Genomic DNA, 24,388 nt, shown 5'->3' on the forward strand with positions numbered 1-24,388 from the left:
GCTGTCACAACGGGGGCTTGAGCGAATTCAGATCCTCCGGGGGCTGAGGAACGGGATTTCTCCCTCAAGTTACGTGCGACTATCGACGCCGGGCCTTAACAAGTCCTTACCAGGTCCCGAAAAAATTTACGAATGTGTACCACTCGTGAAATCTAGGTAAATTCGCGCGGCAGATTTGATTAACCATGCCGGGCGGGGCGGTCACTCGGCCAATTGCGGCAGGTTTCTGAACAGCTCGAGCGCCTCGGGATTGGCGAGCGCCTCCTTGTTCTTGATGGCGCGGCCATGCACGACGTCGCGCACCGCAAGCTCGGTGATCTTGCCCGATTTGGTGCGAGGAATGTCTGACACGGCCACGATCCTGGCCGGCACGTGGCGCGGGCTGGCGCCGGCGCGGATTTTCGCCCGGATGCGCTTCTCCAGATCCTCGTCGAGCTGAACGCCGGCGGCCAGCCGCACGAACAGCACCACACGCACGTCATTGTCGAAATCCTGGCCGATACAGAGCGCCTCCAGGATTTCCGGCATCTGCTCGACCTGATTGTAGATCTCCGCCGTACCAATGCGCACACCACCCGGATTGAGCGTCGCGTCGGAGCGGCCGTGGATGATCATGCCGCCATGAGCGGTCCACTCGGCGAAGTCGCCGTGGCACCAGACATTGTCGAAGCGCTCGAAATACGCAGCCCGGTATTTCTTGCCCTCGGGGTCGTTCCAGAAGCCGATCGGCATTGCCGGGAACGCCTTGGTGCAGACCAGTTCGCCTTTCTCCTGCCTGACCGGCTTGCCGTCGTCGTCCCAGACGTCGACAGCAAGGCCGAGGCCTGGTCCCTGGATCTCGCCGGTCCATACCGGTTCAGTCGGGACGCCGAGGACGAAGCAGGAAACGATGTCGGTACCGCCGGAGACCGATGCCAGATGCACGTTCTTCTTGATCCCGTCGTAGACGAAGCGGAAATCCTCGGGCGACAGCGGCGAGCCCGTCGAGGAGATGGCGCGCACGGTCGACAGATCATGGCTTTGGATCGGCTTGAGGCCGGCCTTGCGTACCGAATCGATGAATTTCGCCGAGGTGCCGAAGAAGGTCATCTTCTCGGCGTCGGCGAAGTCGAACAGCGCATTGCCATTGGGGTAGAAAGGCGAGCCGTCATAGAGCAGCAGCGTCGCGCCCGAAGCGAGGCCCGACACCAGCCAGTTCCACATCATCCAGCCGCAGGTGGTGAAGTAGAAGAAGCGGTCGCCGTCGAGCAGGCCTGCGTGCAGGCGATGTTCCTTGAGGTGCTGGATCAGCGTTCCGCCGGCCGAATGGACGATGCATTTGGGGATACCGGTCGTTCCGGACGAGAACAGGATGTAGAGCGGATGCGCGAACGGCAGCCGCTCGAAGGTGACCTGCCTGACCGCGAAGGGCGACAGCGCCTCTTCCATCGCCACGGCCTTATCGATCGTATCAGCGACATCGGCCGAGGTGCCGAGATAGTCAACGACCACCACCTTGCGGACAGTGTCCAGCTTTGCCGCCACCGCGGCGATCTTGTCGGCGACCTCGATCGCCTTGCCGTTGTACCAGTAACCATCGGGAACGATGAAGACGACGGGCTCGATCTGCCCGAACCGGTCGAGAACGCCCTGCTCGCCGAAATCCGGTGAGCAGGACGACCACACCGCGCCGATAGAGGCGGTCGCGAGCATCGCGGCGACCGTTTCCGGCATGTTGGGCATCATCGCAGCGATACGGTCGCCTTTCTTGACCTTGAGCGACAAGAAGAGTTGCTGGAAGCGCGAGGTGAGCGCATGCAGTTCGTTCCAGGACAGCCGGCGCTCGACCTTGTCCTCGCCGCGAAACACGATCGCCTCTCCTGCTCCGGTCTTCTTCAGGAGGTTCTCGGCGAAATTCACCATCGCGTCGGGAAAGAAGGCCGCTCCCGGCATCTTCTCGCCAGCGACGAGCACACGCTCGCTTTCGGCGCTGCCCTTGTCGCCGACGATGCCGCAAAAATCCCAGACCAGGCTCCAGAACGCTTCGCGGTCCGCCACCGACCAACGGTGAAGGTCGGCATAGGAAGTCACGGATATGCCGCTTTTTGCAGCGGCGGCCTTCATGAAGGCGGTCAGCGGCGCAGCGTCAATCTGGTCCTGCGTCGGGGTCCAGAGTGGTACTTCGGCAGCCATGATGGGTCCTCCCAGGATCGCCACCGCTTATGCATATTGCGCCGCAGCAGAGCAAGATTTTGTTCGGCCGAGGCGTCCAGATGTGCGCAAATGCCATCGCCGGGCCATAAAGACTTGAAATGCCTCGACCCTAAGTCGTAGTGACGACTAGAAGTCGTAGTGACGACTGGAAGTCGTGGTGACGACCGGGTTTACACCCGCCGGACGATTTTTGTCGGAACGAAAGCATACGGGGCGATATGCCATCATCTTTGATCCGACGCGGAACATGGGCGATCGGCGCTGCCGTGATCGTCATCGCGCTGGTGGTCGCCGCCCTGCCGCTGATCGCTTCGACGCGTATCGTGCGCGATCGTATCGCCTGGGAATTGAGTGCCTGGAGCGGTTTCCGGGTTGCCATCGAAGGCTCGCCGCGCATCGAGGTCTGGCCGAACTTCCGGGCGATCCTGACGGATGTGACGCTTTCGAAGTGGACCGACGTCGACGCACCGCCGGTCGTCGAGGCCGAACGGGTCGAGGTCGACCTCTCGGCCATGGCGGCGCTGCGCGGCGACGTGGTGTTTTCCACGGCGCGGCTGGTGCGGCCGACGATCAGGGTCCAGCGCACGGCGAGCGGCCTGTTCCTGCCCACCGCTCCGACCGGCGGCCGCATCGCACGCGCCATCGACGTGGCGCGCGGCGTGGTCGGTGCGGACCCCGCCAAACCCGATCTTGACAAGCTACCGGCCGACACTTTCGGCACGGTGGAGTTCAGGGACGGCCGCATGGTGGCGTCCGTCAACGGCAAGGACGAAGAGGTGCTGAGTAGCCTGAGCGGCCAGGCGACATGGGCGGCGATGAACAGCAATGCGACGCTCTCGGCGACCGGCATCTGGCGCGGCGAAAGCGTCGCCGTGGATGCCGCATCGCCGAAGCCGCTGGTGTTGTTTGCCGGCGGCATGGCGCCGCTCACCCTGTCGTTCAAGGCGGCGCCCGCCACCTTCTCCTTCGACGGCACAGCCAGCATGTCCGAAAACGCCTATTTCGACGGCCAGGCCAAGTTTTCAGCGCCCTCGTTGCGCCGTGTGCTCGAATGGTCGCAGGCCGATATCGCGCCGGGCGCCGCGATCGGCTCCGTCAGCATCTCCAGCAAGGTGACCGCGACGGCGGGGCGCGTCAAATTCGAGAACACCGCACTCTCCCTCGACAATAACCCAGGCATGGGTGCGCTGGACCTGTCGCTTGGCGACGCACAGCCGGTGATCTCCGGCACGCTCGCCTTCGACACGCTCGATCTGAGGTCGTTCCTGTCCGCCTTCACGCCGCTCGGGCCGGCAAGCGGGGCAGGTCCGAGCGAAGTCGACACGAATTTCGCCGACCGGGTCAATCTCGACCTCAGGCTGTCGGCGGCGCACGCCACGGCCGGCTCCATCCAGCTTGCCGACGTCGCCGCCACGGCGCAGGTCAAGGATGGCCTGTCCGTTTTCGACATTTCCGATGCCTCGGCCTTTGGCGGCAACATACAGAGCAGCCTTCGCTTCGACCGCAAGCCCGAGGGCAGCCAGGTCGAGATCCGGCTGCTGGCTTCCGATATCGATGGCGGCGCTTTCGGCACGGCGGCCGGGATGACGCGGCTGGTGCCGGTCGGCACGGGGACCGTGTCCGTCATCCTCAAAGGGCCCGGCAGGACCTGGGACTCGATCTTTGAAACCGCCGACGGCTCGGTTTCGGCGACGTTCGGGCCAGGCGCGCTCAGCAAGTTCAACCTGCCGGCCTTTCTCAAGCATACCGAACAGGGCGGCTTCTTCGCGCTCGATGACGTCTCGGACGGGACGCTGCCGATCGATGGCGCCGAACTGAAGGCCACCATCTCGAAAGGCGTGGCGAGACTGGACAAGGCCGAGGCCAATTCGGCGAAGTACAAGATCTGGCTTTCCGGCATCGCCTCCTATGCCGGACGGGGGCTGGCGCTGTCAGGCGGTGTCATCCAGCCGGACCAGGTCGCCACGCAGGCAAACGGCCAGCAAGGCCCCAAGCAATCGTCCTTCTTCGTTGGGGGGACATGGAGCACGCCGTTCATTTCGCCGATCAACCGCGGCGTGTCGGGCGAATAAGCGCCTTTCGGCCTCTTGTTCAAGGATGATCTCGACAAACGGAACCGTTTGTCCGCGAAAACCGGTGCCCACTTTTCGGGATCATGCTCAGCCGCGTTGCGCGGCCTGCTCGTCGCGCTGGCGCTGCACCTCGCGACGCTTGTTGGCAAGCGAAGCGATGATGACGCCGACCGCGACGACCGCGATCAGAATGGTGCAGGCGGCGTTGATCTCCGGCGTCACGCCGAGACGAACCTGGCTGTAGATCTTCATCGGCAGCGTGGTCGCACCCGGCCCCGAGGTGAAGCTGGCGATGACCAGGTCGTCGAGCGAGAGCGTGAAGGCAAGCATCCACCCCGACACGATCGCGGGCAGGATGACGGGCAGCGTGATCTGGAAGAATGTCTTGACCGGCGGCGCGCCGAGATCCATCGCCGCCTCCTCGAGCGAGCGGTCGAAAGATACGAGGCGCGACTGCACGACGACGGCGACGAAGCACATCGTCAAGGTGGTGTGTGCGAGTGTGACGGTGAGGAAGCCCCGGTCGAGGCCGACAGCGACGAAGAGCAGCAACAGCGACAGGCCGGTGATGACTTCGGGCATGACCAAAGGCGCGAACACCATGCCGGAGAACAGCACCCTGCCCCGGAAACGCGTGTAGCGTGTCAGTGTCAGCGCCGCCAGCGTGCCGAGCACGGTCGCCGCCGTGGCCGAAATGATGCCGACGCGCGCCGTCACCCAGGTGGCGTCCATGAGGCCTTGGTTGTGGAACAGCGACACGTACCATTTGGTCGAAAAGCCGCCCCAGACGGTGACCAGCTTGGATTCGTTGAAGGAGAACACGATGAGCAGCACGATCGGTAGATAGAGGAAGGCGAAACCGAGCACGATCGAGGTGATGTTGAAGCGGCTCCAGCTGCTGTTCATTTGTCCTGCTCCTGCGCCTTCGCCTGGGCTTGCTGGAAGATCATGATCGGGACCGTCAGCAACAGCAGCAGGATGACCGCAACGGCTGAAGAGACCGGCCAGTCGCGATTGGCGAAGAACTCGTTCCACAACGTCTTGCCGATCATCAGCGTCTGCGAACCGCCAAGCAGATCGGGAATGACGAATTCGCCGACCGCCGGAATGAACACCAGCAGGCAGCCGGCGATGACGCCGGGCAATGACAGCGGGAACGTGATCTTCCAGAATGCACTGGTCGGCGGACAACCAAGGTCCTTGGCCGCCTCGATCAGCGAATAATCCATTTTTTCCAGCGACGAATAGAGCGGCAGCACCATGAACGGCAGGTAGGAGTAGACGATGCCGATGAAAATCGCCGTATAGGTGTTGAGGATGACCAGCGGCTGGTTGATCAGATGCAGCGACAGAAGCAACTGATTGAGCAGCCCCTCGGGCTTCAGGATGCCGATCCAGGCATAGACCCGGATCAGGAACGAGGTCCAGAACGGCAGGATGACCAGCATCAGCAAGGTCGGGCGGATCGTCGCCGGCGCGCGGGCCATGCCGTAGGCTATGGGATAGCCGACGATCAGCGTCAGCACGGTCGAGATCGCCGCGATGATCAGGCTGGTGACATAGGCGTTGAAATAGAGCGCGTCCTGCGTCAGCCAGGCATAGTTGTCGAAGTTGAGATCGCGAAAGCCCGCGAAGAAGCCGGAGACGCCATCGCTGAAATCAAGCACCGGCGTATAGGGCGGCATGGCGATCGCCGTCTGCGACAACGAGATCTTGAAGACGATGATGAAGGGGACGAGGAAGAAGAACAGCAGCCAGAGATAGGGAATGAAGATGACGAGACGGTTGACGAAGCCGGCGCCCAGCCGCGCCAGTAACGGTTTTGCCGCGGCCGGTAGGGCGGCGTCGGTGGCGGCGATGTCGGACATGTCAGCCCCCTACCGCGTCAGTACGACGCCGGCATCCGGCCGAAAAGAGACCCAGGCGCGGTCGTTCCAGGTCAGCGGGTCCTCGGTGATGCGCGCCGCGTTCAAGGCGCTTGCCCGCACGAGCTGCCCGTCGTCCAGCCGGACGTGATAGACGGTCATGTCGCCGAGATAGGCGATGTCGTAAACTTCGCCCTCCAGCGCATTGACGCCATCGGCCGGCTTCTTGGACGACACCTTGATCTTCTCCGGCCTGATCGCGAAGACGATATCGGCGCCCGCGGCGGCGGCATTGCCGGCATTCTCGACGAGGATCTGGGCGCCGGTCGCTCCGGTGATGCGCGCCGTCTTGTCCGTCCGTTCGGCAACCTTGCCCTCGAACATGTTCACGTTGCCGACGAAATGCGCGACGAAGCGCGACGCCGGGGCCTCGTAGACTTCCGCCGGCGTCGCGACCTGCATGACCTCGCCCTTGTCCATGATGGCGATACGGTCGGCCATGGTCATGGCCTCTTCCTGGTCGTGGGTGACAACGACGAAGGTGAGGCCGAGTTCCTGCTGAAGGTCCATCAGTTCGAACTGCGTCTCCTCGCGCAGCTTCTTGTCGAGCGCGCCGAGCGGCTCGTCGAGCAGCAGCACCTTCGGCCGCTTGGCGACCGAACGGGCGAGCGCGACACGTTGGCGCTGGCCGCCGGAGAGCTGGTGCGGCTTGCGCTTGGCGAACTGCTCGAGCTTGACCAGCTTGAGCATCTCGGCGACGCGCTTTTCGACGTCTGGCTTGGCCATCCCTTCCTGCTTGAGGCCGAAGGCGATGTTGTTCTCCACCGTCATATGCGGAAACAGGGCATAGGACTGGAACATCATGTTGACCGGCCGGCGATAAGGCGGGATGCCGCGCAGATCCTGGCCGTCGAGCAGGATGCGGCCGGCCGTCGGCTCCTCGAAGCCGGCGAGCATCCTGAGCAGCGTCGATTTTCCGCAACCGGAGGCGCCGAGCAGGGCGAAGAACTCGCGCTCGAATATGGTCAGCGAGAGATTGTTGACGGCGGTGAAGTCGCCGAACTTCTTGGAGACGTTGTCGAACTGAATGTATGGCTTGGCGTTCGGATCGTTCCAAGGCGCGAAATCCCTGCGGATGCTGCCAAGCGATTTCATGTGCCACTCCGCTGCTGTTTTGCCCCATCGAAAAGAAGGAGACCCGGCAGGGTGACTGCCGGGCCTCCTCGGACTGACTACTGACCGGTGACGATTTTGGTCCAGGTGCGCGTAATGACGCGCTGGGTCTTGGGATCGTAGGGCGAGATCGTAAAGAGCTTCTGCAAGGTCGCGGCGTCCGGGTAGACAGCGGGATCCTCCAGAAGCGCCTTGTCGACGAATTGCTGGGAAGCCTTGTTGCCGTTGGCATAGAGCACGGCGTTCGACGATTTGGCGATCACCTCCGGCTTCATCATATAGTTCAGGAACTCATGCGCCTCGGCGACATGCGGCGCATCGGCAGGGATTGCCATCTGGTCGAACCACATTTCGGCGCCTTCCTTCGGCACGGCGTAGCCGATCTCGACGCCCTGCTTGGCCTCCTCGGCGCGGTTGCGCGCCTGGAACACGTCGCCCGACCAGCCAACCGCCAGGCAGATATCGCCATTGGCCAGAGCGTTGATGTATTCGGAGGAATGGAACTTCCTGATGTAGGGCCTGATCTTCATCATCAATTCCTCGGCCTTGGCAAAATCGTCCGGCGACGTGGTCTCAGGATTGATGCCGAGATATTTGAAGGCGGTCGGGAAGATGTCGGTCGGCGAATCCAGGACATAGACGCCGCAATCCTTCAGCTTGGCCAGCTTTTCCGGATTGAAGAACACGTCCCAGCTGTCGATCTTGTCGGTGCCGAGCGCTGCCTGCACTTTCTTGATGTTGTAGCCGAGGCCGACCGTGCCCCACATGTAATTGATCGAATATTCATTGCCGGGATCGTATTTGGCGGTCCGTTCCGAAACCGTGTCCCACATGTTGGAGAGGTTCGGCAGTTTCGACTTGTCGAGCTTCTGGAACACGCCGGCCTGGATCTGGCGGGCAAGAAAATTGCCGCTCGGCACGACGACGTCATAGCCGCTGCCGCCGGCAAGCAATTTGGTTTCCAGGATCTCATTGGAATCGAACGTGTCGTAGACCACCTTGATGCCGGTCTGCTTGGTGAAATCGTCGATGACCGTGGGGTCTATATAGTCCGACCAGTTGAAGACATTGACGACGCGGTCCTCGGCGTGGCCGCCGAGCGTAAAGAGCGCCAGAAATGCCGAAGTCGCCGAAAGCCAGAGCGCTTTGCGGATCATGCTATTCTCCTTTGGTGAGTGTTCCATCGCCGGCGCGTCGCGGTATCCGCGCGGCCGGGCATTTGCTTCAGACTATTGAGCTTTCCAGGAGGCGACAAGCGCCAATTGCCGCGCCGCCGGCTGTCGCAAGCGATGCTCGCGCGCCACTGTCCTGGGCTGGAAGGAGTCGCCGCATCGTCAGAAGCTTTCGCCGCCGCGCAGGCAGAAATACTGGAATATGATCCGGTCTCGATCGGGTCGCCGGGGAGACTTGGCAAGATAAGCCTGTCTTGTTGTTGCCGTGGTCCCAGCCTGCCCGCGCGGCAGCGAACTTGTCAATGGCAAAGCTAGGGCGCCGCATCAATTCGGCGACGGCACGCCGGTGACCCCTGCCCTGACTGGCCGCGTCTGTCGCTTGAACTCCAGTCCGATATGGACGAGCAGCGCCGTGACCACCACCGCGCCGCCGACGATGGTGCGGCCCGACGGCACCTCGGAGTGGATCAGCCACACCCATATCGGCCCGAGGATCGGCTCGAACGTACCCAACAGCGCGGCGACGGCGGCCGGGATCAGCCTCGCGCCGGTGGCGAAGAAAGCGAGGCCAAGGCCCAGATTAACCACCCCGAACACGAAGAGAAAACCCATGTCGATGCCCGATACGGCGAAGGTCGAAGCCTGCGAGGCGGCAAAACCCGCCGCCAGGATCGTGCCGAGGCAGGTCGCCGGCGTCATGCGCACGCTGGAAAAGCGCCGGGTGATGACCGTGGCGATCGAGAACATGACGGCGATCAGCAGCGCCAGCCCGTCGCCCATGGGCGAAACGGCGCCATCCAGCGATTCCGACACCATGATGGCGACACCGGCGATGACGGCGGCAATCGCCAGCCAGGTCGCGACCGCCACTCTTTCGCGAAAGAGCGCCCAGGCAAACAGCGCCGCAAGCAGCGGCACGCCGGCCTGCATCAACAGGATGTTGGCGACGGTGGTGTAGGCAAGCGCCACGACGAAAGAAGTCGACGCGGTGGCGAAGCAGAAGCCCACGGCAAGGCCGGGCAGGCCCATGCCGCGAAACGACCTCAGCATGCCGCGCCAGCCGTCACGCCAGACCATGAAGCAGAGCAGGAAGGCCGCCGCCCACACGGAACGCCAGAACACCACCGTCCAGCTGTCGCCGGCGGTGATGAAGCGGGCGATCGTGCCACCGAAACTCCACATCAATGCCGACAGGAACACGAGCAGGAAGCCGATGCGCTCCTCCCGCTGCGGGACGGTCGATGAACGAGCGATCGGCGATGATGCTGTGTCGGTCATGGGTACGACTGTCGATGTTTGAGAACGGCACAATGCGCAAGGGACGACAAAAACGTACCTTATTCGCGTAACGCAAAGGCGCGGGTCCGGCGTGATCCAGAGACCGGCGGCGATTGTGGCAAGTCCGCCTTGCGAAGCGTCACTGGAAATCGAAGGCGCTCAGGCCTGTCACCATCTCGTCGAGGCCAAGCGGGCGCGTCACCGGCGGCTCGGCGCGCGTCAGGCAGCCGACGCGCTCGCAAAGCCGGCAGGCGGGCCCGACCGGCGTCGCCGCTACCGCGCCAGCTCCGCCTTTTCCGGCCGTCGGGCCGGGAAGTGCCGCACCGTAGACAATGTCGTCGCGAAAGCCGATGTCGCACCCCAGCAGCAGCGCAGTACGGCGCGGCCGCTCGGAGAACGCGCCTTGCGGCCCCTCCAGCGTGCGGGCGATGCAGAGGAACTCGGCGCCGTCGGGCATTTCCACCGCTTCCACGAAAATCTGGCCGGGCTGGCTGAAGGCGACGTGCACGGGAAGCTTGGGACAAGCGCCACCGAAGCGGCTTTGCGGAAAGCCCAGGCTGCCGGCTTTGCGGAAGCGATTGCCGGCATTGTCGATCTCCAGCATGAAGAACGGCACGGCCGAGGCGCCTTGCCGCTGCAGCGTGGTCAGCCGGTTGGCCGCCTGCTCGAAGGAAACGCCGAAGCGTGAGCGCAGCACGTCGATATCGTAGCGGGCACGAACGGCCGCCGCGTGGAAAGCCTGGTAAGGCATCATCAGCGCATGCGCCGCGTAGCGCCCGAGTTCGAACCGGGCGAGGCGGCGGGCCTCATCTGTGGACAGTTTCAACGCCTGGATCTCGCCGGCTATCGCGACGGTCATGCGGATCAGGCATGCCTCCATCGCCATTTCGCGTAACTGGTCGAACGGCGACAGGCGCTCGGACAGGAACAGGCGCTGCGAATGGCGATCGTAGCGGCGGCGCCAGTTCGGCATGGTGGCGACCGGCAGCACCTTGACGACGATGCCGTATTCGCGCTTCAGCCAGCCCTTCAGCGCAGCAGACAAATCATCGCCGGGATCGAGCACCGAAGTGAATGCTTCCGCCTCTTCCTCGATATGCGCAAAATGGTTCGGCCGACGCTCGAAAATCTCATGCACCTCGTCGATCGGCAGGCGGGCGCTGGAAAGCGCCGTCACCCGCCCCTCGCGCGCAAGAAGCTCGTTGAGATCGGACAGGCGCTCGGCCTGTTCGCGATAGGCACGGAACAGTTTTATCACGGCCGCGGAGGCATTGGGCGCGGCTTCGGCAAGCTCGATCAGTTCCTGGTCTCCCGGCAATTCGCCAGCCAGCAGCGGATCGGCAAACACTTCCCTCAAGGCCGCGACAGAGCCGCCCGCTTCGCCCTGCAGCTCATGCGGATCGACCTTGTAGACGGACGCCAGCTTCAGGATCAACTGCACCGTCAGCGGCCGCTGGTTGCGCTCGATCAGGTTGAGATAGGATGGCGAGATGCCGAGGCCTTCGGCCATTGCCGTCTGGGTCAGGCCCTTGGCGTTGCGGATGCGGCGGATACGCGGCCCGGCAAATATCTTCTGGTCGGCCATAGGGCTCCTTGACAGGAATTTACATTGCCGTCGCTGCTACGCTTCCATGCGATTTTTACAATAATTACAAATTTACCTCACCCATCTGTCAAACACAATACAGATTTTCCTTTATTGATGGCCTGATTCTTCGATTTCCATGGTTCTTTTCGCCTCGCACTGTAAATTCGGTCACATTCGAACGCGGCGAGGAATGCCGCCGAGCCGCAAAGAAACAATCCTCCGGAGTAGAGCATGACTGATTTTTACAACCTCGTCCCCTCGGCCCCCGAGGGCCGCTTCGATGGCATCGAACGCCCCTATTCGCCGGAGGATGTGACGCGACTGCGCGGCTCGGTGCAGATCCGCCAGAGCCTGGCGGAAATGGGCGCCAACCGGCTGTGGAAGCTCATCCACGAGGAGGACTTCGTCAACGCGCTCGGCGCCATGTCCGGCAACCAGGCCATGCAGCAGGTGCGCGCCGGGCTGAAGGCGATCTACCTGTCTGGCTGGCAGGTCGCCGCCGACGCCAACACCGCCTCGGCCATGTATCCGGACCAGTCGCTCTACCCGGCCAATGCGGCGCCCGAACTCGTCAAGCGCATCAACCGCACCTTGCAGCGCGCCGACCAGATCGAGACCTCCGAAGGCAAGGGGCTTTCGGTCGATACCTGGTTCGCACCTGTTGTCGCCGATGCCGAAGCCGGCTTCGGTGGGCCGCTCAACGCTTTCGAGATCATGAAGGCGTTCATCGAGGCAGGTGCCGCCGGCGTCCATTACGAGGATCAATTGGCGTCGGAAAAGAAGTGCGGCCATCTCGGCGGCAAGGTGCTGATCCCTACCGCGGCCCACATCCGCAACCTCAATGCCGCACGCCTGGCAGCCGACGTGATGGGCACGCCCACCCTGGTCGTGGCGCGCACGGACGCGGAAGCGGCAAAGCTGCTCACCTCCGACATCGACGAGCGCGACCAGCCCTTCGTCGACTACGACGCCGGCCGCACGGTGGAAGGCTTCTACCAGGTGAGGAACGGTATCGAGCCCTGCATCGCGCGCGCCGTCGCCTACGCTCCCCACGCCGACCTGATCTGGTGCGAAACCTCGAAGCCCGACCTGGCGCAGGCGAGGAGATTTGCCGAGGGCGTGCACAGGCATTACCCCGGCAAGCTGCTGGCCTATAATTGCTCGCCTTCGTTCAACTGGAAGAAGAACCTCGACGACGCCACGATCGCCAGGTTCCAGAAAGAGCTCGGCGCCATGGGCTACAAGTTCCAGTTCATCACGCTGGCCGGTTTCCACCAGCTCAATTACGGCATGTTCGAACTCGCCCGCGGCTACAAGGAGCGGCAGATGGCAGCCTATTCGGAGTTGCAGGAAGCCGAGTTCGCGGCGGAGGCCAACGGCTACACCGCGACCAAGCACCAACGCGAGGTCGGCACCGGCTATTTCGATGCCGTGTCGATGGCGATCACCGGCGGACGGTCATCGACCACGGCCATGCATGAATCGACCGAGCACGCCCAGTTCAAACCGGCTGCGGAATAGCAAACCAGGGATCTCGGCAAACGCCCAAGGGCATACAGCAAGGAGAAGACCAATGGCATCGATAAGCCGCGTCAAGGAACGGGCCGAAGAGCAGTCGACCACGATGAGCATCGACCAGCAAGCGACGATCCGCATGCTGGCCAACGATCTGCACCGGCTCAACCAGTCGGTGATGAAGGCGGTGGAAGCCGGCGTCTCGGTCGAGCTGGTGCGCTCGGCACGACACCATGGCGGCGACGGCAATTGGGGGGACCTGTTGATCCCGGTCATCGTCACGCAGCAAAGCCATGGCTGATCGAAGATCGCGCAGGCCCGCCTCTCACCTGCGCAGTGTATGCGCAGGTGAATTTTATTTTCATGCAACCAAGGAATGGACAGAGCAGTACAGTACTGTTGCTTGAATTGACTGCTGCGGGAATGCTTTCCCCAGCTTTTTATTTCGGCTTGACAGGGACCGCGATCTCACGCCAATTGTCGCCTGATTTCAACTCTGCATTGAAATGGGACGAGTTTCTTGGCTGACTTGGGTGCCCAGTGAAGCGTGACGACGAAAGCGCGAGACATCCGAATCTGGTGAGCCGGGATTCAGCCACGGAGACGATCCGTCAGACCTCGCAGGTGCTCGTTGTCGGCAAGTCGCCGATCAATCGGGTGGTGATTTCCAAGATCGTCGAGCGGTCCGGGCTCAAGCCGATCTCGGAATCACCCGACATGGCGGCGAAGACCTTGCGCTTGCTGGTCCTGGCCGTGATTGTCCTGGACGGCGGCGCCGATAACAGGGACTGCGACACTCTGATGCCCGGCATCGAGATGTTGCGGCGGGCTTCGGGTAAATCGCTCCCGCCCGTGGTACTGCTTTCAACCAAGAACGGCACGCCGGAGAGCCTTGGCCTTTCAAACGTCGTCGACGCGGTGGTGGCCAAACCGATTACGCCCGAGCGCTTGCAGCCGGTGATTGATCGGCTGGTCAACCGCTGAAGGCGGCAAGCAAGCCTATCCGGCGAGGCTTTCGATCAGTTCGGGCAGTTGTCCGAGATCGGAGATCTGCCGGAAGCGCGGTTCGGCAATGGGCGCTTCGACATGTTCAAGCACCCAGGTCAATTCATGCGGCACATGAACGCCCCAGCCGCCGGCCTCGATGGCCGGCACCACATCGGACTTCAGCGAATTGCCGACCATCATGCTCCTGGCCGGGCCGTCGCCATGGCGACTGAAAACGCGCGCATAAGTAGCCGCGTTCTTGTCGCTGACGATCTCGATCGCGTCGAACAGATCGCCGAGGCCGGACCCGGCCAGCTTGCGTTCCTGGTCGAACAAATCACCCTTGGTGATCAGCACGAGGCGATAGGCGCCGGCGAGCCGTTCCACCGTCTCGCGCGCATGCGGCAAGACCTCGATCGGGTGGCTCAGCATCTCGCGGCCGGCGCCGAGGATCTCCGATATGACCGAAGCCGGGACGCGGGCTTGCGTGACCTCGATCGCCGTCTCGATCATCGACAGCGTGAAGCCCTTGATGCCGAAACCGTAGACGGCAAGATTGCGTCTCTCCGCCTCCAGCAGCCGTGCCGAGATATGTTCCTCTTCGCCGTGATCGGCAAGCATGGCGGCAAAGCGCTTCTCGGTCATGCGGAAGAACTGTTCGTTCTGCCACAGCGTATCGTCGGCATCGAAGCCTATGGTGGTCAGTTCGCCGGTCTTCTGCATGGACGCATCTCATATGTGAACGAGGCTGAACCTAGTCTCGCAGCCGCGATTTTCAACCGCAACGGCCAATGCCGGCTGCTCCCCTTCCCTTCGGTCGCCGGGCACAGCTATACTCCTAAATCCGCAACCCAATCTGGTGAATGATGCCGCCTGCAAAAAAGGAAGTCCGTCCGTCGAGCCGCGGAGGGCGCGCCCGCACGCCTGCCTTCGTGAAAAACCTGCGTGGTGTGAAGAACTGGAAGGAAGTCAGCGAATGGCTGCAATGGCGCGGCATCGAAGACATCGAATGCATTACGCCTGACCAGGCCGGCGTTGCCCGCGGCAAGATGATGCCGTCGAAGAAATTCACCTCCAACACCTCGCTGGCGCTGCCTTCAGCCGTATTCATGACCACCATCTCAGGCGGCTATCCCGAAGACGGCAACGGCTTCCATTATCCGGAGGACGACGGCGACCTCAAGCTCATGCCGGACCTGTCGACGCTGACGGTGGTGCCTTGGGAGGAAGACCCGACGGCGGCCGTCATCTGCGACCTCGTCCACCAGGACGGCCGTTCGGTGGAATTCACGCCGCGCAACGTGTTGAAGCGTGTTCTGGCCGCCTATGACAGGCGCGGGCTGAAACCGGTGGTGGCGCCCGAGATCGAATTCTATCTGGTGCGCAAAAACCCGGATCCGGATTACCCGCTGACGCCGCCCGTCGGCCGTTCGGGGCGGGCGATCGGCGGCGGCGCCGGTTATTCGATCGCCGGCGTCAACGAGTTCGACGAGCTGATCGACGACATCTATCATTTTTCCGAAAGCCAGGGCCTGGAGATCGACACGCTCATCCATGAAGAGGGCGCCGGCCAGCTCGAGATCAATTTGCGCCACGGCGATCCCGTCGAACTCGCCGACCAGGTGTTCATGTTCAAGCGCACTATTCGCGAGGCGGCGCTGAAACACGAAATCTACGCCACCTTCATGGCCAAGCCGATCCAGGGTCAGCCGGGCTCCGCCATGCACATCCATCAGTCGATCATCGACAAGAAGACGGGCAAGAACATCTTCTCGGCCGAGGACGGCTCGGAAACCGAGGACTTCTTCCATTTCATCGGGGGCATGCAGAAGCATGTGCCGAACGCGCTGGTCATGTTTGCGCCCTACGTCAATTCCTACCGCCGGCTGACGCAGTCCGCCTCGGCTCCGGTCAACAACAAATGGGGCTACGATAATCGCACAACGGCATTCCGCGTGCCGCGCTCGGATCCGGCGGCGCGCCGCGTCGAAAACCGCATCCCCTCCTCCGACGCCAATCCCTATCTGGCAATGGCCGCTTCGCTCGCCTGCGGGCTGATCGGCATCACCAACAAGATCAAGGCCGAACCTCCGGTGCTGACCACCGCCAATGCCGACGAGATCGACCTGCCGCGCAGCCTGCTCGAAGCCGTCGACCTGTTCGAGGGGGACGAGGAACTCTGCGCGCTTTTGGGCAAGTCCTTCGCCGCGACCTATGCGGCGATCAAGCGGGCGGAATTCGAGACGTTCATGGAAGTGATCAGTCCTTGGGAGAGGGAGTATTTGTTGCTGAATGTGTAGGGGAGTAGGGATGAATGGCCGAAAAGACAGGCTCTTACAAGGACTTGCTTGTTTGGCAGCAGGCAATGGATCTTGCTGTGGCAGTTTACAGCTCCACAAAATCATGGCCCAAGGAGGAACTTTATGGATTGACCAGCCAAGTCCGCCGTTCCGCAAGCTCGGTGCCGGCAAATATAGCTGAGGGGTATGTAGAGAAATTCGAGGATCCTACCAACAGTTTCTTCGCATCGCCCAGGGATCATTGAAGGAGCTGGAAACTCAACTTCTGATCGCTGAGCGGACTGCATCGCCTCGCAGGCGGCGACAGCGTCGTTGTTGGCCAGCACCGAAAGTGTGGGGAAGCTCTTGCGGCTTTTGATCCGCAAATTGTCCCCGGAATAGCCTACCCTACTCCCCTACTCCCCTACTCCGTGAGCATCATGCCCTACCAATCCCCGATCTCCCCCGGCCGTTCCTGGTACGAGGACACGGCCGGCCCGCGACCCGAGTATCCGGCGCTGGACGGTGACCGGAGCTGCGACGTCGTTATCGTTGGGGGCGGTTTCACCGGCTTGTCGGCGGCGGTGCATCTGGCCAAGGCGGGCACCAATGTGGTTTTGATCGAGGCGTATCGCTTCGGAGACGGCGCTTCCGGGCGCAATGGCGGCCAGCTCGGCACCGGGCAGCGCGCCTGGGCCGAGGAATTGGAGGCCGAGTACGGGTTTTCCCGCGCCAAGGCACTGTTTGACCTCGCCGAGGAGGCGAAGGCGCATCTGCTCGAATTCGCCGCCGCCAACCAGATCGATATCGACTACATGCCGGGCCAGCTCTCGGTTGCGCACAAGCCGCGCTATGTCGACGACTACAAGGCGCATGCCGAGATCATGGCCAGCCGCTTCTCCTATCCGCACATTTCGTTCATGGACGCGACGGAAACTGCGCAGCGGCTGGGCTCGACAGCCTATTTCGGCGGGACGCGCGACACCGGCACCGGCCATATCCATCCGATGAAACTGGTGATCGGCACGGCGCGGGCGGCGGCACAGGCCGGCGCACGATTGTTCGAAGCGACGCCGTCGACCGGCATTGTTTCGAGCGGCGGCACGGTGAAGGTTTCGACAGCCAGGGGGACGATCACAGCGCAGAAATGCCTGATCGCGGTCAATGCCTATGGCGGCACGCTCGAACCGGTGAGTGCCGCGCACATCATGCCGATCGGCTCGTTCATCGGCGCGACCGTGCCGCTTGGAGCGGATTCGAACGTGCTGCCGGGCGGCGAGGCCGTCGATGATTCCCGCTTCGTCGTGCGCTACTTCCGCAAGTCGAGGGATGGCCGGCTGCTGTTCGGCGGACGCGAGGTCTACGGCGTCAACGACCCCAAGGACATCCATGTCCATATCCGCCGCCAGATCGCGGAACTCTATCCCGGACTGAGGGACGTCGAAATCACGCATGGCTGGGGCGGCTATGTCGGCATCACGGTGCCGAGAAAGCCGTTCGTGCGCGAAGTCATGCCGAATGTGATCTCGGCCGGCGGCTATTCCGGCCACGGCGTCATGCTGTCGAACTTCTTCGGCAAGCTCTATGCCGAAACGGTAGCCGGCAACCGCGACCGGCTAAAGCTGATCGAGGATTTGAAGATTCCGCCGTTCCCCGGTGGCCGGCGCTTGCGCGCGCCGCTGCTTTTCCTGGCGCTCAACTGGTTCGCGTTGCGCGACAGGATTTAACAATTGTTGAGTAATATCGTGGGGGCCGCGACATCCAAGCGTTGCAGAATCTTCAGCAATGGCGCACTGATGCCACAATCGCGGGCAAAAAGTGCAATCTCTAGGCGAATATAGACGGGGATTTTCTGCGGGCCCGCCCGCTGTTTGATTTGGGACCGGTGCGACCGACGCACGCATTGCGGTGTTTGATCGAAGAACATCGGCCCCTTATGGAGGTGGCAAGAGTGAGAGAGCCCTTCAGTTTCGGTGCTCCGGAACGTCGGCGCTTTGCCATGCAGTTCGGCTACGACATGCGCCCGTCATTCTGGCAGGGAGTCCGTTCGAACTCGCATCTGGTGATTGCCGCGGTCGGCACGGCCGCGCTGCTCGGCGTGGCCGCGGTGGCACTGTGGCTGGCGTTGCCGGCGAACGAGCGGCAAGCGGTTGCCAATCCAGGGCAAGCCATTCCGGCCGTTCCGGTGAAGACGACGAAGATCGCGGCAGCGGGGATCACGGCGGCCGCGGCGGCGGTGCCGCAAGCGGCGCGAAAGTCCGACCAGGTCTCGCCGACCGTGGCTGTCTCGGAAGCCGCCATTCCGGCGCTCGCGGCGAACGACCCGCGCTGGACCGCCTCCCAATCGAAGACCGCACCGGCTGCTTCCGGCCAGTCGGCGAGCAAGGCCGGGCAGACGCCTGACAAGCCGGCGGCGGCGGCATTCGCGCAACCCGCTGCCGACACCGACGCCGCCACCGAGCTCGCCAAGGTCGCCGCACCGGCCCCGGCGGCGGGCAGCAGTCCCGATGGCGCGCAGACCGCCGCCATTCCGGCCGCGCAACCACAAGTAGCGTCGCAGCAATCTGCCGCGCAGGATGACGACAGCAAGGCCGAACCGCGCAAAGCGGCCGCGGCTGGCACCGGGCGCATCCTCAGGGCCGTGACTATGCGTAGCGGCCCGAAGAAGAATGCGGCCGCCATCGTCACGGTGCCCGCCAAGACCTCGGTGCAAGTGATGAGCTGCAAGCGTTGGTGCCAGATCGTCTACAACGGCAAGACAGGCTGGGTCTACAAAACTTACATCAAGACCGGCGCCTGACGCACCAGCGCCCCGATCAAGGCAGGCACGGCCGAGCCGATCTTTGGCGCAGCGATGACGGTGTGCGTCAGATGCAGCGCCCGCCGTCGACCTCCAGTGCAACCCCAGTAATGAAGGCGGCCTCGTCGGATGCCAGCCACAGTGCCGCATTGGCGATGTCGAGCGGGGTCGAAAGCCGGCCGAGCGGGATCGAGGCGCGGAATTTCTCGCGGATTTCGGGTGTATCGGCGCCCATGAATTTTTCCAGCATGCCGGTCTCACCGGCCACCGGACACAGGCAGTTGACGCGGATGTTCTTCGGCGCGAGTTCCACCGCCATCGACTTGGTGGCGGTGATCGCCCAGCCCTTGGAGGCGTTGTACCAGGTGAGGCCGGGCCGAGGGCGCAGGCCAGCGGTGGAGGCCGTGGTCAGGATGACGCCGCCGCCTTGCCGCTCCATGATCGGCACGACGGCAAGGGCAGCATGATAGATGGCCTTCATGTTGACCGATGTGATCAGGTCGAACGTCGCCTCGTCGACTTCGAGCATGTCGCCATTGCGATGGGTGAACCCGGCATTGTTGACCATGATGTCGATACGTCCGAAGGCGCTTTTGGCGGCATGGACCATCTCGTCGAATTCGGAGCGCTGCGAAACGTCGGTCTGGGTCCAGATCGCCGCCTCGCCGATCTCGCCGGCTACGCGTTCGGCGCCCTTGGCATTGAGGTCGGCCACGACGATCCTGGCGCCCTCCTCGGCGAAGCGACGGGCAATGCCCTCGCCGAAACCCGAAGCGGCCCCGGTGACGATGGCGACCTTGTCCTTCAGACGCATGTTTTTCCGCTCCCTGGGTTCATCGCGTGGCTTTTACCGTGGGCTGCCGGCGTCATGGCCTGTGCCACGACAGGCAAAGCGCTGATTCTCCCTTAGCTTTCGTCACATTCACGTCCTATGCTGCAACTGCGAAGGCTTGGCGGAGTTGTCGTTTGCCGACAAGCCTTCGCTTGGTGCCAGTGTCAAGCGCACATCTGGACCGACGCAAATATGTAGCGATCGGTCGTCGATGTGACACCATGGCACTGGAAAATTTAAATCGATTAGAATATATCAGCCGCGTACTCGCGACCGGCGTCAAAGCGGATAGACCATGACCAGCCAGATCATCCCCGTCGACCCTTTCGACTTCATCATTTTCGGTGGCACCGGCGACCTGTCGGAACGCAAACTTCTGCCGTCGCTCTACTATCGCCAGCGCGACCATCAATTTTCCGAGCCAACCCGCATCATCGGCACGTCGCGTTCGAAGATGAGTGATGACGAATTTCGGGCTTTCGCCAAGCAGGCTATTTCCGACCACGTCAAGGCGGCCGATATCGATCCCAAGGAGCTCAAGACCTTCCTGGCGCGGCTTTCCTATGTCCCGGCCGATGCCACGAGCGGCGCGGGGTTCGACAGACTGAAAAAGGCGATCGGTGACAGCGACTGCATCCGCGCCTTCTATCTGGCGGTGGCGCCGGCGCTGTTCGGCGACATCTCGCACAAGCTGAAAGAACACGACCTGATCACGCCGAATTCGCGCATCGTGCTGGAGAAGCCGATCGGCCGCGACCTCGCCTCTGCGCAAACGCTCAACGATCTGGTCGGCGACGATTTCCACGAAAGCCAGATCTTCCGCATCGACCACTATCTCGGCAAGGAAACGGTGCAGAACCTGATGGCGCTGCGTTTTGCCAATGCGCTCTACGAGCCGCTGTGGAATTCCGCCCATATCGACCACGTGCAGATCACCGTCGCCGAGACGGTCGGCCTGGAAGACCGTGTCACCTATTACGACAAGGCCGGCGCGCTGCGCGACATGGTGCAGAACCATATGCTGCAACTGCTCTGCCTGGTGGCCATGGAAGCGCCATCGTCGATGGACGCCGACGCCGTGCGTGACGAGAAGCTGAAGGTGCTGCGCGCGCTCAAGCGCATCAACGGCAACGAGGCGCCGAAGCACACGGTGCGTGGACAATACCGCGCCGGCGCTTCCGCAGGCGGGCCGGTGAAAGGCTATGTCGAGGAGCTCGGCAAGGACAGCAACACCGAAACCTTCGTCGCGATCAAGGCCGAGATCGGCAACTGGCGCTGGGCAGGCGTTCCGTTCTACCTCAGGACCGGCAAGCGGCTGGCAACCCGGGTCTCGGAGATCGTCATCGAGTTCAAGCCGATCCCGCATTCGATCTTCGGCGGCGACAGCGCCGGGCCGATCTTCGCCAACCAGCTGGTCATCCGGCTGCAGCCCGACGAAGGCGTCAAGCAATTCATCATGATCAAGGACCCGGGTCCGGGCGGCATGCGGCTGCGGCAGATTTCGCTCGACATGAGCTTCGCGCAGTCCTTCGACGGCCGCGCGCCCGACGCTTATGAACGGCTGATCATGGATGTTGTGCGCGGCAACCAGACGCTGTTCATGCGCCGCGACGAGGTCGAGGCCGCGTGGAGGTGGATCGACCCGATCCAGAACGCCTGGGAAAGCGCCAGGCAGGAGGCGCAGGGCTATACGGCGGGCACCTGGGGACCTTCGGCCTCGATAGCGCTGATCGAACGTGACGGGCGGACATGGCACGAGAGCAATTGAACAGCGCCAGCTACAACTGGAATGGCTTTTCCGACCGCGCGGAACTGGCGGCTGGGCTGGCCGGCCGCGTCGCCGACCGGCTGGCAAAGGCAATCGCGGCGCGCGGCACGGCGTTACTGGCCGTTTCCGGCGGCACGACGCCGGCAAAATTCTTTGCTGCCCTGTCGGGAATACCGATCGCCTGGGACAAGGTAACGGTGACGCTGATCGACGAGCGCTTCGTGCCGGCCTCCTCGCCGCGTTCCAATGCCGGACTGGTGGCCGCCAATCTGTTGCAGAACGCGGCTGCGGCGGCACGGTTCGTGCCGCTCTATCACGAAGCCGTCAGCATCGAGGATGCCGCGGCATCGGACAATGCGGCGCTCCAGTCCCTGCCCTGGCCGCTCGACGTCGCCGTGCTCGGCATGGGACCTGACGGCCATACCGCCTCATTCTTTCCCGACGCCGACGATCTGGCGAAATTGCTCGACCCGTCCTCGCACAGGATCGTGCTGCCGGTTCATGCGGCAAGCGCCGGCGAGCCGCGGCTGACCCTGTCGCTGGCGCGCATCATCGATGCCGGCTTCCTGGCGCTGCACATAGAGGGCGAGGACAAACGCACCGCCTTCGACGGCGCGGTGGCACCCGGTCCGCGAAAGCCGATCCGCGCCGTGCTCGACACCGCCCCCAGGCCTGTAGAGGTTTTCTGGGCACCCTAACTCTAGACTTATCTGGTCCCGGCAAACGGCGGGAGGATGTTTCCGGGACCTCGCTTGAAAGGACCGAACGCCATGACCGCAAGACGCGATATCGAAGCCATCACGGAGCGCATCCGCCAACGCTCCAAGCCGGGCCGCGAGCGCTATCTCGGCCGCATCGCCAGCGCATCGAACCAGACCGCCAACCGGGCGGTGCTGTCCTGCGGCAATCTTGCCCATGGCTTTGCCGTGTGCAGCCCCTCGGAGAAAGTGGCGCTGGGTGCCGACAAGGTGCCGAACCTCGGTATCATCACCTCCTACAACGACATGCTGTCGGCGCATCAGCCCTTCGAGACATTCCCGGCGCTGATCAAGGAAGCGGCGCGGGAGGCCGGCGGCATCGCCCAGGTTGCCGGCGGCGTGCCGGCGATGTGCGACGGTGTCACCCAGGGGCAGCCGGGCATGGAGCTTTCGCTGTTCTCGCGCGATGTCATCGCCATGGCGGCCGCGATCGGCCTGTCGCACAATATGTTCGACGCCGCCGTTTATCTGGGCGTCTGCGACAAGATCGTGCCCGGGCTGGTGATCGCGGCACTGACCTTCGGCCATCTGCCGGCGGTGTTCATTCCGGCCGGGCCGATGACGACAGGCCTGCCCAACGATGAAAAGGCCAGGGTTCGCCAGCTCTATGCCGAGGGCAAGGCAGGCCGCGCCGAACTGCTGGAGGCCGAGTCCAAATCCTACCATGGACCGGGGACATGCACCTTCTATGGCACGGCCAACTCCAACCAGATGTTGATGGAGATCATGGGCCTGCACACGCCAGGCGCTTCCTTCGTCAATCCGGGCACGCCGCTGCGAGACGCCTTGACCCGCGAGGCGACCAAGCGGGCGCTGGCGATCACCGCGCTTGGCAACGCCTATACGCCGGTCGGGCGGATGATCGACGAGCGTTCCATCGTCAACGGCGTGGTTGGCCTGCACGCGACCGGCGGCTCGACCAACCATACCATTCATCTGATCGCCATGGCCGCAGCCGCTGGGATCGCGCTGACCTGGCAGGATATTTCCGACCTCTCGGAAGCGGTGCCGCTCCTGGCGCGCGTCTATCCCAACGGGCTTGCGGATGTGAACCATTTCCATGCCGCCGGCGGGCTCGGCTTCCTCATTCGCGAGCTGCTCGACGAAGGCGTGCTGCATGAAGATGTGCAGACGGTATGGGGCGAAGGCCTGCGGCCCTACGCAGTCGAGGCAAAGCTCGGTGCCGACGGCAGCGTCGTGCGCGAAGCCGCCCCGCGCGCGAGTGGCGACGCGAAGGTCCTGGCGCCGTTCAAGAAAGCCTTTCAGCCGACGGGCGGCCTCAAAGTGCTGGCCGGCAATCTCGGCCATGCCGTCATCAAGACGTCCGCGGTGAAGCCGGAACGGCGCCTCATCGAAGCGCCGGCCAAAGTGTTCGACAGCCAGCAAGGGCTGAACGAAGCCTTCAAGGCCGGCACGCTCACCGGCGACTTCATCGCCGTCATCCGCTTCCAGGGGCCGAAGGCCAACGGCATGCCGGAACTGCACAAGCTGACCACCGTGCTCGGCATCCTGCAGGATCGCGGCCAGCGCGTCGCACTGGTCACGGACGGGCGCATGTCCGGCGCCTCCGGCAAGGTGCCGGCGGCGATCCATGTCACGCCGGAAGCGGTCGAGGACGGCCCGATCGCCAGGATCCACGACGGCGACATCATCCGGCTGGATGCGGATGCCGGCACGCTTGAAGTGCTGGTACCGGCAGCGGAATTCGCGCTGCGTCGGACGGCGGAAGCCGATCTCATCGGCAATGAGTTCGGCTTCGGCCGTGAGCTCTTCGCCGGGTTCCGTCAGCTGGTGGGTCGAGCCGACCATGGGGCCAGCGCGTTTGGAACCGACGCAGCGGAATTCGCACTGCAATGAAAAGGGACGGCTCCTGGCCGCCGTAGCTGAAATGTGGATTACTTGCTTGTCGCGGGGATCGTCGTCAAAGCCGGTTATTTTGTTGCGAAGATTAGGATTTCTGAGATCGGACGTGGCCGAAAGGGCAAAGCACAAGGCTTTCCGTAAATAACTCGCCCCACTGTGCTTCTCGAATGCAACTGCTCTCCGCTGGCGGCGTACGCTAGCTGTTCATGATTCCTCCGAATCACCACAAAATCTCAATTTTTCGT

19 protein-coding genes and 1 pseudogene are annotated in these 24,388 nt (G+C 63.0%); 11 read left to right on the plus strand and 9 right to left on the minus strand.

What is annotated here, in order from left to right:
- Positions 1 to 201: 201 nt before the first annotated feature.
- Entirely contained in the window at positions 202 to 2,172 is a 1,971-nt protein-coding gene (locus FJ942_RS07640) for an acetoacetate--CoA ligase (RefSeq protein ID WP_140897441.1), read from the minus strand.
- A 239-nt stretch (positions 2,173 to 2,411) separates the two neighbouring features.
- Here FJ942_RS07640 and FJ942_RS07645 point away from each other — a divergent pair, with 239 nt between their 5' ends.
- On the plus strand, positions 2,412 to 4,265 hold the full coding sequence (locus FJ942_RS07645; protein ID WP_140498521.1) for an AsmA family protein: 1,854 nt from the start codon (positions 2,412 to 2,414) through the stop codon (positions 4,263 to 4,265).
- An 87-nt stretch (positions 4,266 to 4,352) separates the two neighbouring features.
- Here FJ942_RS07645 and FJ942_RS07650 read toward each other — a convergent pair whose 3' ends face one another.
- From FJ942_RS07650 to FJ942_RS07675, 6 genes are all read right to left on the minus strand, one after another.
- Positions 4,353 to 5,171, minus strand: coding sequence for an ABC transporter permease subunit (locus FJ942_RS07650; protein WP_140498522.1), 819 nt, complete (start codon positions 5,169 to 5,171; stop codon positions 4,353 to 4,355).
- Positions 5,168 to 6,133 carry an ABC transporter permease subunit gene (locus FJ942_RS07655; RefSeq protein ID WP_140498523.1) on the minus strand — a complete coding sequence of 322 codons (966 nt, stop codon included), beginning with the start codon at positions 6,131 to 6,133 and terminating at the stop codon, positions 5,168 to 5,170. The genes FJ942_RS07650 and FJ942_RS07655 overlap by 4 nt, the downstream gene beginning before the upstream one ends.
- A gap of 9 nt (positions 6,134 to 6,142) precedes the next feature.
- On the minus strand, positions 6,143 to 7,285 hold the full coding sequence (locus tag FJ942_RS07660; RefSeq protein WP_140513400.1) for an ABC transporter ATP-binding protein: 1,143 nt from the start codon (positions 7,283 to 7,285) through the stop codon (positions 6,143 to 6,145).
- A 77-nt stretch (positions 7,286 to 7,362) separates the two neighbouring features.
- Complete coding sequence (locus FJ942_RS07665; RefSeq protein ID WP_140513398.1) at positions 7,363 to 8,460, minus strand: polyamine ABC transporter substrate-binding protein; 1,098 nt, start codon at positions 8,458 to 8,460, stop codon at positions 7,363 to 7,365.
- A gap of 339 nt (positions 8,461 to 8,799) precedes the next feature.
- Positions 8,800 to 9,753, minus strand: coding sequence for a DMT family transporter (locus tag FJ942_RS07670; protein ID WP_140525264.1), 954 nt, complete (start codon positions 9,751 to 9,753; stop codon positions 8,800 to 8,802).
- A 139-nt stretch (positions 9,754 to 9,892) separates the two neighbouring features.
- Entirely contained in the window at positions 9,893 to 11,338 is a 1,446-nt protein-coding gene (locus tag FJ942_RS07675) for an XRE family transcriptional regulator (RefSeq protein ID WP_140498527.1), read from the minus strand.
- 234 nt (positions 11,339 to 11,572) lie between these two features.
- Between FJ942_RS07675 and aceA the strand changes: the two genes are divergently transcribed.
- The 3 genes from aceA (at position 11,573) to FJ942_RS07690 (ending at position 13,840) form a co-directional block, all read left to right on the plus strand.
- Positions 11,573 to 12,862 carry an isocitrate lyase gene (aceA, locus tag FJ942_RS07680; RefSeq protein WP_140633110.1) on the plus strand — a complete coding sequence of 430 codons (1,290 nt, stop codon included), beginning with the start codon at positions 11,573 to 11,575 and terminating at the stop codon, positions 12,860 to 12,862.
- 52 nt (positions 12,863 to 12,914) lie between these two features.
- The gene (locus tag FJ942_RS07685) at positions 12,915 to 13,157 is read left to right on the plus strand and encodes a hypothetical protein (protein ID WP_140498529.1); all 243 of its coding nucleotides are present in this window, start codon (positions 12,915 to 12,917) and stop codon (positions 13,155 to 13,157) included.
- Between the two features lie 239 nt (positions 13,158 to 13,396).
- A complete protein-coding gene (locus tag FJ942_RS07690; protein WP_140498530.1) occupies positions 13,397 to 13,840 on the plus strand; it encodes a response regulator in 444 nt (147 codons plus the stop codon).
- Positions 13,841 to 13,855: 15 nt separating this feature from the next.
- Here FJ942_RS07690 and FJ942_RS07695 read toward each other — a convergent pair whose 3' ends face one another.
- Entirely contained in the window at positions 13,856 to 14,566 is a 711-nt protein-coding gene (locus tag FJ942_RS07695; protein ID WP_140498531.1) for an HAD family hydrolase, read from the minus strand.
- Positions 14,567 to 14,706: 140 nt separating this feature from the next.
- On the opposite strand from FJ942_RS07695, the gene FJ942_RS07700 reads away from it, so the two are divergent.
- The 4 genes and pseudogenes from FJ942_RS07700 to FJ942_RS07715 all read left to right on the plus strand — a co-directional run bounded on the left by FJ942_RS07700 (position 14,707) and on the right by FJ942_RS07715 (position 18,922).
- Positions 14,707 to 16,143 (plus strand): glutamine synthetase family protein, encoded by a 1,437-nt coding sequence (locus FJ942_RS07700; RefSeq protein WP_181168616.1) that lies wholly within the window; start codon positions 14,707 to 14,709, stop codon positions 16,141 to 16,143.
- A 14-nt stretch (positions 16,144 to 16,157) separates the two neighbouring features.
- Positions 16,158 to 16,524: pseudogene (locus tag FJ942_RS07705) on the plus strand (four helix bundle protein).
- A gap of 38 nt (positions 16,525 to 16,562) precedes the next feature.
- A complete protein-coding gene (locus FJ942_RS07710) occupies positions 16,563 to 17,849 on the plus strand; it encodes an FAD-binding oxidoreductase (RefSeq protein ID WP_140897442.1) in 1,287 nt (428 codons plus the stop codon).
- Between the two features lie 224 nt (positions 17,850 to 18,073).
- Complete coding sequence (locus FJ942_RS07715) at positions 18,074 to 18,922, plus strand: SH3 domain-containing protein (protein WP_246675049.1); 849 nt, start codon at positions 18,074 to 18,076, stop codon at positions 18,920 to 18,922.
- 67 nt (positions 18,923 to 18,989) lie between these two features.
- Here FJ942_RS07715 and FJ942_RS07720 read toward each other — a convergent pair whose 3' ends face one another.
- A complete protein-coding gene (locus FJ942_RS07720; protein WP_140501098.1) occupies positions 18,990 to 19,736 on the minus strand; it encodes an SDR family oxidoreductase in 747 nt (248 codons plus the stop codon).
- A 313-nt stretch (positions 19,737 to 20,049) separates the two neighbouring features.
- Here FJ942_RS07720 and zwf point away from each other — a divergent pair, with 313 nt between their 5' ends.
- The 3 genes from zwf to edd all read left to right on the plus strand — a co-directional run bounded on the left by zwf (position 20,050) and on the right by edd (position 24,137).
- A complete protein-coding gene (zwf, locus tag FJ942_RS07725) occupies positions 20,050 to 21,522 on the plus strand; it encodes a glucose-6-phosphate dehydrogenase (RefSeq protein ID WP_140501096.1) in 1,473 nt (490 codons plus the stop codon).
- On the plus strand, positions 21,504 to 22,220 hold the full coding sequence (gene pgl, locus FJ942_RS07730) for a 6-phosphogluconolactonase (RefSeq protein WP_140658445.1): 717 nt from the start codon (positions 21,504 to 21,506) through the stop codon (positions 22,218 to 22,220). The genes zwf and pgl overlap by 19 nt, the downstream gene beginning before the upstream one ends.
- 72 nt (positions 22,221 to 22,292) lie before the next feature.
- The gene (gene edd / locus FJ942_RS07735; RefSeq protein WP_140525577.1) at positions 22,293 to 24,137 is read left to right on the plus strand and encodes a phosphogluconate dehydratase; all 1,845 of its coding nucleotides are present in this window, start codon (positions 22,293 to 22,295) and stop codon (positions 24,135 to 24,137) included.
- Positions 24,138 to 24,388: the final 251 nt, after the last annotated feature.

The sequence above is a fragment of the Mesorhizobium sp. B2-4-2 genome (assembly GCF_006442845.1).
Lineage (GTDB): Bacteria > Pseudomonadota > Alphaproteobacteria > Rhizobiales > Rhizobiaceae > Mesorhizobium.